The 11,160-nt window shown below is 41.6% G+C and carries 9 protein-coding genes; 7 read left to right on the top strand and 2 right to left on the bottom strand.

Going from position 1 to position 11,160, the window contains the following annotated elements; all coding sequences use genetic code 11:
* Positions 1-1,862 precede the first annotated feature (1,862 nt).
* Complete coding sequence (locus FKN93_RS14555) at positions 1,863-2,327, top strand: ASCH domain-containing protein (RefSeq protein WP_170905402.1); 465 nt, start codon at positions 1,863-1,865, stop codon at positions 2,325-2,327.
* Between the two features lie 1,536 nt (positions 2,328-3,863).
* Positions 3,864-4,238 carry a hypothetical protein gene (locus FKN93_RS14545; protein WP_170905398.1) on the top strand — a complete coding sequence of 125 codons (375 nt, stop codon included), beginning with the start codon at positions 3,864-3,866 and terminating at the stop codon, positions 4,236-4,238.
* A gap of 140 nt (positions 4,239-4,378) precedes the next feature.
* Here the strand turns inward: FKN93_RS14545 and FKN93_RS14535 are convergent, their stop codons facing one another.
* Positions 4,379-4,876: a GNAT family N-acetyltransferase gene (locus FKN93_RS14535; protein ID WP_010319335.1), complete on the bottom strand. Its 498-nt coding sequence runs from the start codon at positions 4,874-4,876 to the stop codon at positions 4,379-4,381.
* The gene (locus FKN93_RS14530) at positions 4,873-5,145 is read right to left on the bottom strand and encodes a DUF1778 domain-containing protein (RefSeq protein WP_004394087.1); all 273 of its coding nucleotides are present in this window, start codon (positions 5,143-5,145) and stop codon (positions 4,873-4,875) included. Before FKN93_RS14530 ends, FKN93_RS14535 begins: the two co-directional genes overlap by 4 nt.
* Before the next feature lie 245 nt (positions 5,146-5,390).
* Between FKN93_RS14530 and FKN93_RS14520 the strand changes: the two genes are divergently transcribed.
* From FKN93_RS14520 to FKN93_RS14500, 5 genes are all read left to right on the top strand, one after another.
* Entirely contained in the window at positions 5,391-5,570 is a 180-nt protein-coding gene (locus tag FKN93_RS14520; protein ID WP_170905390.1) for a hypothetical protein, read from the top strand.
* A 226-nt stretch (positions 5,571-5,796) separates the two neighbouring features.
* The gene (locus tag FKN93_RS14515; protein ID WP_110069145.1) at positions 5,797-6,387 is read left to right on the top strand and encodes a TetR/AcrR family transcriptional regulator; all 591 of its coding nucleotides are present in this window, start codon (positions 5,797-5,799) and stop codon (positions 6,385-6,387) included.
* Positions 6,388-6,421: 34 nt separating this feature from the next.
* The gene (locus FKN93_RS14510; RefSeq protein WP_170905396.1) at positions 6,422-7,552 is read left to right on the top strand and encodes an efflux RND transporter periplasmic adaptor subunit; all 1,131 of its coding nucleotides are present in this window, start codon (positions 6,422-6,424) and stop codon (positions 7,550-7,552) included.
* Positions 7,552-10,593: an efflux RND transporter permease subunit gene (locus FKN93_RS14505; protein WP_110069143.1), complete on the top strand. Its 3,042-nt coding sequence runs from the start codon at positions 7,552-7,554 to the stop codon at positions 10,591-10,593. The genes FKN93_RS14510 and FKN93_RS14505 overlap by 1 nt, the downstream gene beginning before the upstream one ends.
* Positions 10,594-11,070: a small multi-drug export protein gene (locus FKN93_RS14500; protein ID WP_119676905.1), complete on the top strand. Its 477-nt coding sequence runs from the start codon at positions 10,594-10,596 to the stop codon at positions 11,068-11,070.
* Positions 11,071-11,160 lie beyond the last annotated feature (90 nt).

Below are 11,160 nucleotides of genomic sequence, written 5' to 3'. Positions count from 1 at the left end.
GGAAACTTGGTAGTAGCGTTGTCAGCCCCTTAAGCGGGCGTTATGTTTTATTGAGCCTCAGCAAGATCAATTCAAAAATTTTAATGGGAAAATCTGGTCTAATTTAAAGAGTTTTCTGTTCTAATTTATTGATATTATGAGTTTATTGTTCTTTTTCGTGGCGATTGAAAGTTGATCGATGCTTGAGTTTATTTGGCTAACTCTGCTCTGATAAATTGTGTACGCAAAAGATTCGATTGTTGCTGAAAGGTCTCTTTCTTTGGTGTTGCTGGCTCATTGATTCCACGAGCTATTTCGCTTCAGCATGTTTGGGATCTCATTAACATCTTACTTGCTGACAGTGTTTGGTTAGCGCAAGTTTATCGGTGGTTATGCGCTTTTTTCCGGCTCTGCTCTGATAAATTATGTACGCAAAAGGTTCGACTGTTGCTGAAAGGTCTCTTTCTTTGGTGTTGTTTGCTCATTGATTCCACAGGCTATTTCGCTTCAACTTGTTTGGGATCTTATCGGCAACAATGATTTCTGAAAGTAGGCTGGTTTGTCATTTTGAGTTAAACTGCTTCGAACAAATGAACGTTGTAAAAGTTCAATATAATCAATAAGTAATAAAACATAACAAACGCTTCAAGAGGGACTTCCAACGCGTGGCATTTTTATTATGCGTTGGCTTTTGTGGTTACGATGTTATGCGGAAACTTGGTAGTCGCGTTGTCAGCCCCTTAAGCGGGCGTTATGTATCTAATCGAAAAAAGCCCAAGCTTTCTAGCTGCTTGGGCTTAGTTTGTGACCATTAATTTGGTGTAGAGCGGTAGTGCTCCCTTACTTTCTTACCATTACGGATATGTTCTGGTACGTGGACTTTCTTCTTGCCGCTTTGTGTTTTAGCCATGAGGTTCACCTTTTTGATTAAATTTAAAATCGACGACATTTAAAAATATGTTTTGTGTAGCTTTCTGTCTCCGTTTTGTGATTTGTGTCACATTTTAAATGAGTTCTTTTTCTTATGCAACTGCGCTTGCAAAGATACATAACAAACGGTTCAAGAGGGATTCGCAACGCTCGGCATTTTTGTTTTGCGTTGATTTCAGTGGTTACGGTATTGTGCGGTGAGTTGGTAGTTGCGTTGCTCACCCCTTAACCGGGCGTTATGCTTTATTGAGCCTCAGCAAAATCAATATATAAATTTTAATGGGAAAACTCAGTCTGATTTAGAAGTTTTCTTATTCTAATTTATTGATATTATGAGTTTATTGTTCTTTTTCGTAGCGATTGAAAGTTGAACGATACTTGTGCTTTTTCGGCAACTCTGCTCTGATAAATTGTGTACATAAAAGGTTCGATTTTTGCTGAAAGGTCTCTTTCTTTGTTGTTGCTGGTTCATTGATTCCACCGGCTATTTCGCTTCAGCATGTTTGGGATCTCATGAACATCTTACTTGCTGACAGTGTTTGGTTAGCGCAAGTTTATCGGCGAATGTGCGTTTTTGTCCGGCTCTGCTCTGATAAATTGTGTATTTAAAAGGTTCAATTGTCGCTGAAGGGTCTCTTCCTTTGGTGTTATTTGTTCCTTGATTCCGCAGGCTAATTCGCTTCAACTTGTTTGGGATCTTATCGACAACAACGATTGCTGAAAGTAGGTTGGTTTGTCATTTTGAGTTAAACTGCTGCGAACAAATAAATTTTGTAAAAGTTCAATTTAATCAATAAGTAATAAAGCATAACAAACGCTTCAAGAGGGACTTCCAACGCGTGGCATTTTTATTATGCGTTGATTTTGGTGGTTACGGTGTTATGCGGAAAGTTGGTAGTCGCGTTGTCAGCCCCTTAAGCGGGCGTTATGTTTTTAATCAGGTTCAGAGAATCATGGAAGAAAAGAGTCAGTTATTTTTACAGCAGTACCTTCGAACTTTACCTAGTGAAGTGTCTGAAAAATATACATCATTTAGTTCGGATTACTTTTGCGCAGATGAATATAACGCAAATCTATGTGCTGATTTAATTCTACGTGGCGAGAAGCGTGCATCATGCAGCATGGAATACTGGTATAGCCACGAAAGTGAAGTATTACCTATAGTTGGCCACCTTCAAGTGGTCATAAACTGGTATGGTGAACCAATTTGTATCATTGAGATCACATCGGTCTCAAGTTGTCGATTCAACGAAGTGACGGAAGAATTTGCAGCAAGTGAGGGTGAGGGCGACAAATCGCTAGAATGGTGGCGTAAGGCTCATTGGAAATTTTTCACACGTGAATGTGACACTTTAGGTATAGAGCCAAGTGAGGATATGTTATTGGTTTTAGAGCACTTTAAGGCCGTGTATCACTAAAAACATAACAAAGCGTTCAAGAGGGATTCGCAACGCGTAGCATTTTCGTTATGCGTTGATTTTATTGGTTTTTAGTGTAATGCGGAAGGTTGATAGTTGCGTTGCTCACCCCTTAACGCGGCGTTATGCTTTATTGGACCTCAGCAAAATCAATATATAAATTTTAATGGGAAAACTCAGTCTGATTTAGAGGTTTTCTGTTCTAATTAATTGATATTATGAGTTTATTATTCTTTTTCGTGGCTATGGAAAGTTGAACGATGCTCGTGCTTTTTTAGCCAACTCTGCTCTGACAAATTGTGTGCGTAAAAAGTTCGATTGATGCTGTAAGGTCTCTTTCTTTGTTGTTGCTGGCTCATTGATTCCACTGGCTATTTCGCTTCAGCATGTTTGGGATCTCATGAACATCTTACTTGCTGACAGCGTTTGGTTAGCGCAAGTTTATCGATAATTTTGCGTTTTTTTCCGGCTCTGCCCTGATAAATTGTGTTCGTAAAAGATTCAATTGTCGCTGAACGGTCTCTTCCTTTGGTGTTGTTGACCCCTTGATTCCACAGGCTAATTCGCTTTAACTTGTTTGGGATCTTATCGGCATCAATGATTGCTGAAAGTAGGCAAGTTTATCATTTTGAGTTAAAGTGGTTTTAACCAATAAACGTTGAAAAAGTTCAATTTAATCAATAAGTAATAAAGCATAACAAACGCTTCAAGAGGGACTTCCAACGCGCAGCATTTTTATTATGCGTTGATTTTTGTGGTTTCAGTGTTATGCGGAAACTTGGTAGTAGCGTTGTCAGCCCCTTAAGCGGGCGTTATGCTTTATTGAGCCTCAGCAAAATCAATATATAAATTTTAATGGGAAAACTCAGTCTGATTTAGAAATTTTCCTATTCTAATTCATTGATATTATGAGTTTATTGTTCTTTTTTGTGGCTATTGAAAGTTGAACGATAGTTGTGCTTTTTCGGTAACTTTGCCCTGATAAATTGTGTACGCAAAAGGTTCGATTGTCGCTGAAAGGTCTCTTTCTTTGGTGTTGCTTGTTCATTGATTCCACAGGCTATTTCGCTTCAGCATGTTTGGGATCTCATGAACATCTTACTTGCTGAAAGTGTTTGGTTAGCGCAAGTTTATCGATGTTTGTGCGCTTTTGTCCGGCTCTGCTCTGATAAATTGTGTACGCAAAAGATTCAACTGTTGCTGAAAGGTCTCTTCCTTTGATGTTGTTTGCTCCTTGATTCCTCAGGCTAATTCGCTTCAACTTGTTTGGGATCTTATCGGCATCAATACTTGCTGAAAGTAGGCAAGTTTATCATTTTGAGTTAAAGTGGCTTTAACCAATAAATGTTGAAAACGTTCAATTTAATCAATAAGTAATAAAGCATAACAAACGCTTCAAGAGGGACTTCCAACGCGCGGCATTTTTATTGTGCGTTGATTTTGGTGGTTTCAGTGTTATGCGGAAAGTTGGTAGTAGCGTTGTCAGCCCCTTAAGCGGGCGTTATGCCACAAGAGTAAATTTGTAAATGGAGTTGTATGAAAGCATCATTAAGAAAAAGCGGAACAGGTTTTGAGTTTCAATATGATTTCGGTTGTGAAGATATTAATGGAGTACTAACTAGTGCTGAATTGATAGATGGAAGCCTCGTGGTATCTACTGAGCTAAAACCGATAAGTAGCAACCAATGTGATGATATAGCTATGCTTCTTAGCTATATCGAATCTGTAACGGATATCGTTGTACACGAAGCACAAATTAGAAAGAACTTGCTCAATTTTTGCCGTAATCACAAAGGACAATTTAACAACACGCAGCTAAAAGTTAAATTTTCAAGTTCTGTTATCCATACCTTTAACGTAGAGTTTCGCTCGATAGATAGTGATGGTGTTGGCTTTAGCATAGTGGCATAACAAACGCTTCAAGAGGGACTTCCAACGCGTGGCATTTTCATTATGCGTTGATTTTGGTGGTTTTAGTGTTGTGCGGTAACTTGGTAATAGCGTTGTCAGCCCCTTAAGCGGGCGTTAGCTTGCTAAAGGCTAGCGCAATACTAGCCTAAACTTGCCCTAATATCTGAAATGGTAATAAATAGCTTATTTTCTGCATCTTGAAATGCCTTAAAACCATAGCGTTCATAGAAATGTTTAGCGCCATCTTTTGCGTCAACAATAACGACTGGGAATGCCACGCTATCACTAGCGGCTAGTAGTTTTCGTAGAGCATCGATAAGTAACCACTCGCCAAATCCTTTGCCTTTATAGCGCTCATCGATAGCTAAGCGAGCAATGAGTCCGCCAGAAGTTGATGACTGATGCTTTTTCTGTAACTTATCGGGTAATGCTTTTAGGTCAATGGGTGTCATTGTTAAAGTGTAAAAACCGATGATAAGTGAGGTGTTATTTTCATCCTCTAAAACAAATGTTCGGGTATTGTCTTTTTTAGCTTGCTGACTTGCCATTACTTTCAAATAGTTATTAAGCGCATCAATTCCGCAGTTGAATCGGTTTCTATCGTGTTTATCTTTATCGAGTAATACCGTTTTCATCATTGGTTTTTGGTCTCATAGCGTTCGGCGGCAGTTTTAAGCTTTTGATTTAATGTTGTTGGTTTATCGAGAGCTTCCATAAGTAAAATGGCGTCTGCTTGGCTTAATTTTAGTGTTTGCTCACGTTCAATCACTTGTTTTGCTTTTTCGATTGCAGCATTGAGTACAAATGAGTTAATACTAGACATGCCAGCGAGAGCAGCTGCTTTGGTTAATAAGTTTTGCGTATCAACATCAACTCTCGCAGTGATACGAGGTAAAGTGGTAGCCATAATGTGTTCTCCTTTGTGTCAAAATGTCACATCTTTATTATGGTGTTTAAATATACAAAAAGCAATCGTTGAGTCACTTTGGCACGCAAGCTAACAAACGGTTCAAGAGGGACAACCAACGCGTGGCATTTTTATTATGCGTTGGTTTTTGTGATTACGGTGTTATGCGGAAAGTTGGTAGTAGCGTTGGTTGCCCCTTAACCGGGCGTTAGCTATTATTTTATTCAGCAGCAAGGAAATTAAAGATGGCAAAGTATCAGTTTTTCTGTAAACCAAATTCAAATCGTACCGAATTTACTTATCTGGATATGGGCTCAGAAACTTATCTGTTTGAAAAAAAAGAACTCTTGAGTTCGGGACTAGAAGTAGACGGCGATACGATACAAGCTTCTACTCCAGAAGAAGCAATTGTGGTAATCAAATAAAGTTAGAAACTTACTGCTCTCCGAAGCCTATTAATCAATAAGATAATAGTCTTTGTAAATTAATAAAGTTGGTAATAGATTGCCCGTAAAACCCTAAAGCTATTTTTATAAAAATAATAAAGATAGTAACATTCAGAAAAATCCACTTCTAAGTCACTCGATATCAGTTGACACAAATCACTCCAACTTATATGATTGATCACTCACTAAAGTAAGTGGTGCTTTTATGTCTAATTTAGGTCGTCCAGTGAATTATGCAGCTCGAGAGGCTAAAATCGAGGCTATTCTTGATGGTGCTGTGCAATGCTTTGTTAAAAAAGGCTTTCATGGCGCTGGCATGGCGGAGATTTCTCGTGTTGCAAAAGTCAGCCAGGCAAGCCTCTATCAATACTTTTCCTCAAAAAATGAACTCATTCTGGAAATTGCCAAACGCTATTCTTCTAGAGATCTCGATGCCTTGAGAAGAATTGAAAGCGCTAGTGATTTTATGGATGCTTTGGAGCAAGAGGCCTATCTCACAGGCGATAAAACAGGAACTATTATGTATCTGGAGATCCTCGCAGAGTCATCCAGAAACCCAGAAATTAAGAAAGCGGTACAGGATTCAGGTCAAGAGCTCTTTGACACCTGTTGTGCCATGATTAAGAAATTACAGGATAAAGATGAGGCAAGTTATTTGCTCACACCCGAGCAGATAACCCACTATATCTTTGCTTACATTGATGGTTTGTCCTGCCAGATAGCGACTGCGGATATCGAGTATTCGCGGGAGCTTTTACGTCAGCTTGTTCAGACCCTTCTTACACCAAAAAAGTAATTAATATTTAAGCCATACCTCAAGAGGGTTTGATATGAGTTCGCCACTTTATATACTCGAACGATCAGTTATATTATTAAAGAAATTCAGCAAGTATGCATTGGTTAGCCTGCTTGTCCTATTCCAGGGATGCAGCAGTGAAAGTATACCTGAGCCCACTGAGCAGAACATTCGAGTGGTTACGCTCAATGAAGTAGGTGCAAACGCGCATTACCAAGAATCTCGCTTTTCTGGAATAACACAAACAGAGAGCAGAGCGCAGCTCTCATTTGGCGTTCCTGGCAAAGTGCAAAAGGTGCTGGTAGATATTGGTAGCCGGTTAAAAGCGGGCGATATCATGGCGACACTGGATCTTGAGCCTTATCAACTCGCGGTCGATAACGCCCGTTCTGAAGCCTCAAAAGCGCAAATCGCGCTTGAAGAGCACCAAGCAAACTATGAACGGCTTAATCGCCTCAAATCAAATAATGCAGTTTCACAGCAAGATCTAGACGCTGCTAGAACGCTTTTTTTAACCGCTCAAGCCTCTGTCCGTGAAGCACAAAATAGAGTCAGACTCACAGAAAGAGAACTCTCTCAAGCAGTAATAAAAGCCCCTTATGATGGTGTTGTCTCTACCAGGCAAGTTGAACCCTTTGAAGAGGTCGCTCAGAATCAGGTCATTTTTACTTTCGACAGTTCAGCCCAACTTATTGTTGAATCATCAATCCCTGTATCTTTGGCAAATGCTCTACGTTCTACAAATGAACAGGTTATCAGTATTAGTCATCAAGGGAAGTCTTTTGAGGCTGAGGTGTCCCACATCGCAGAGCGAGCAAGTAATGGTTTAAGCTTGCCGGTTAAACTGCGTATACAAGTGCCAGAGGGCAATTTTTTACCGCCAGGTATCGTGGTCGCAGTGAACTATCGACTGAAGAATAGCGAAAACGTTCTCTTGGTTCCTCACGGCGCAGTTTATGTTGAAGCAACAAGTAACAGTGCTTTCTTATACTCTTTTAACGGTGAGTCCAATACCGTTAGTAAAAAACCTGTACAAATTATCGATATTCAACCTACAGGCTACATTATTAATGCTGAGTTGAAACTCGGAGAGAGATACGTAGCAGCCGGAGCGGCCTTTATCAGTGACGGGCAACAGGTTCGTGTTTTAGGGGAGACGCGTTAATGTCCATTACAGGCTTCTCACTTGCTAACAGCCGTTTAGTGCTCTTTCTGTTTTTTATGCTTACGAGCATAGGGTTGGCGTTATACCCGAGTTACCCATCTCAGGAAGAGCCCACACTACCGATAAATGTCACTGTGATTACCGCCTATCACCCTGGCTTAGATATTTATCAAACGGAATCGCTATTGGCGCGCCCGGTTGAACGTGCTTTGCGTGAACTGGAAGAAACTAAAAATATCACGACGTCTATTCGTGCCGGAGAGATCCATATCTCTTTGGAAATTAAGGACGGAACACCAGACTACGCGCAATCATGGCTCAGAGTCAGAGCGAAAATGCAGGATGTGCAAAACTCACTTCCCGATGGTGTGTCTGGGCCTTTTGTTAACGATAGTTATGACGCCGTTGCCGTGATGACTGTTGCAATTAGTGCCCCCAATCACACGTTTGAGCAACTTAGAAATAAAGCCAGTGAGCTGCGGGATTTTCTTTACGATATCCCTGGTATGGATAAAGTCACCTTGCATGGTGTCACCGAGGAGCAAGTGACTATCAATCTAAAGCCTTTTGCTGCGTCCAAATTTTCGATCAAGCCAAATGATATCTACCTGCAATTGCATAAAAACAATTCGCTTGATGATATTGCCAGAGTGAATTTTAGCGACCAGGAGAGTCGTATTTATGTCAGAGGCGGCTATAACTCTATCGAGGATATTAAAGCGATCCCTATTGTGCTGCAAGACGGCAGCCAGTTACCACTTGACACGCTAGCTGATGTAATAAGGTCAGCGGCACAACCGCTTAATACCGCCGCCTATCTAAATGGGGGGCAGGCTATTGTTGTTGCAGGTTATATGACACCAGGCGTTAACATGGTCGATTTCAATGATCGCCTTCGCACACAAATAGCGCAGTGGGAATACGATTTACCCGCTGGCTTTCAATTGAAAATCATTACCGACCAGGGTGAAGTCGTAAGCCGAGTGATATCATCAATGATATCAACGCTGTTACAAACCATTTTGGTGGTTACAGCCGTAACAGTCATTGCGCTAGGAATACGTGCGGGTTCACTGGTGGGACTTGCTGTCCCCATTACAGGCATTATGACGTTAGTCGTTTTACGTGTGCTTGGTGTTGAGCTTAATGAGGTTAGTATCGCCTCGTTTATCATTGCACTTGGGATCTTGGTTGATAACCCGATGGTGATTGTTGAGGATATCTCAAAACGTATTAATCAAGGTGAGTCTGGGAAATCAGCAGCCTTACACGCCGGAAAGACACTGGGTACGCCAATGCTGATTGCTAGCCTAACGGTTATCCTGGCATTCGCCCCACCTATGTTCACCGATAATATCACTGCGATTTATATGCAGACGCTAACCATCGTCATTGGCGTAATGCTGATCATTTCCTGGTTTGTTGCCATTATGCTGGTGCCGATTTTGGCGCAGTGGTCTATCAGGAAAGGGAAAAAAACATCTGAGCAAAGTAAGCTCTCGCGCTTAATGTTGATCATGTCTCGCTTTTGGGACAAAGTCATCAGCTGGCCAAAAGCATTTTTAGCAGGTGCGACAGCAAGCCTGATCCTATCGTTATTTTTATCTGCGACTATTCCAGAGGCATTCTTTCCACCGTCTGAGCGCTCACAAATGCAAATATCCCTTGAGCTCCCAGCGGGCACGCCTGCAAACCGCACAGCTGAAGTCGCACAAGAAATGACGCGATGGCTTGCAGAGGAACAACGTTTTCCGCAGATTACAGGCGCTACTGCGTATGTTAGTGAAGGAGGACCACGCTTTATCCTGGGCCTGAATCCGCCAGATCCGGCTCCGCATACCGCTTACTTTGTTGTCAATCTTAGTAAAGAAACCAATGTTGCGGCCTTTGTAAGCCAACTTAGGGCTGAGATGCCCCCCGTTTTCCCCTATGCCAAGCTCGGGATCAACCCGTTTTTCATGGGCTCCACGCCTCCAGGCGAAGCAGCCATTAGAATCATCGGCAACAACCATAGTGATTTATTACAGGCTGCTGCAACGATTCAAGAGGCGCTTAGCAACGTACATGGGACGATTAACATCAAACAGGACTGGGAACAACCTATCCCCAGCTTAGTGGTAAATGTAGACCAAGCCGCAGCAAGCTATGCCGGAGTCACACGAGAAGACATTTTTTCCGCTCTTAGGAAAAATACTCTCGGAGAGAGTGCATCTGAGCTTCGGGAAGGAGAGTTCTTGCTGCCTATTATGCTGGCAATGCCAACAGATAACGCGACACTGTCGCAATTAAATAATATTCAGATTTTCTCACAATCTTCTGATAAAACCGTTTATTTATCAGAAATTGCTCGCGTTGATACAGAGTTTCATCCGTCGATTGTGAAAAAGAGAAACTTACGGCCAACCCTGACAGTGACAGCGCTTAATCCGGCGATGACCTCTAAAGAGTTGGTTTCCAACATCGCAGAAACGTTGGAGCAAGTTCGCAATACTGACAAAGTGCAAATCGAGTTTGGTGGAGAGATTGAAGAGAGCGAGGTCACCGCAGAAGCTATTTTTGCTTTCCTACCACTTTGTGTACTAATGATGATCATTTTGTTCATCCACAAGTACAACTCGTTTCGTAAGGTGGCGATCATCGTACTAAGTATCCCCTTCTGTGCCATTGGGTTACTTTTAGCACTGATCATTTTCAGGCTGCCTTTCGATTTTATGGCGAATTTAGCGATATTCGCCCTAATAGGCATTATTGTGTCGAATGCTATGCTAATTATCGAACAAATTGATATCGAGAAAGACGCAGGAAAATCTGAGCTTGAATCACTCAAATCGGCTTTAATGCAACGGTTTCGCCCTATTATGTTGACACAAATAACCACTATTTTAGGGCTGCTTCCTTTGCTTATCGCCAATGATCCGCTATGGCGCTCGTTTAACGTTGTGATAATGGGTGGCCTCATTTCAGGCACCATTGCATCCTTTATCGTTGTGCCAAGCTTATATGTTTTGTTCTTCACAAAAAAAGCAGCAAGGGCGATCTAAATGAATGATTTATTACTCTATATCAGTGTCTTTGTGGGGGCGGCGATTCCGGTGCTCGAAGTTTGGATTGCCGTCCCATTGGGTGTTATTGCTGGGTTACCATGGTTTCCCGCTGCACTTGCAGGCTTTTTCGGAAATTTGCTTTCGCTGTTACCCATAATTTATGCCAGTGAAAAAGTTAAGTTATTTATGCAGCGCTGGCGAAATAAACCCGAAACTGAGCAAGCTGCCCCCGACATAACGGATCGTAAACATGTAATTATGGAAAAATTTGGTGTTCCAGGCCTAGCTTTTCTGGGGCCATTTTTGATTGGTATCCATGCCGCTGGGGCATTCGCAATTGCCATGGGGGCTAGTAGAAAGGTTGTTATGTTTTGGTTTACCTTATCACTGCTGGTCTGTTCGTTACTATTTGGATTTTTGGCGTCATTGGGGATCACTCAGATAGGAGAAGAAAAACAGCTTCCCTTTATGTGATGGCACAAAACAGAAGCTTTTCCGGTAGCCAGCCACAAGGCTGGTTACCATTACTTACAAGTTACCAATACTCTTAATCGGTAACTTCAC

This window comes from Vibrio sp. A8-1 (assembly GCF_013048685.1).
Taxonomy (GTDB): Bacteria; Pseudomonadota; Gammaproteobacteria; order Enterobacterales; family Vibrionaceae; genus Vibrio; species Vibrio metschnikovii.
The sequence above is the reverse complement of the archived record's forward strand: the minus strand, read 5'-3'. Positions and strand labels throughout refer to the sequence as shown.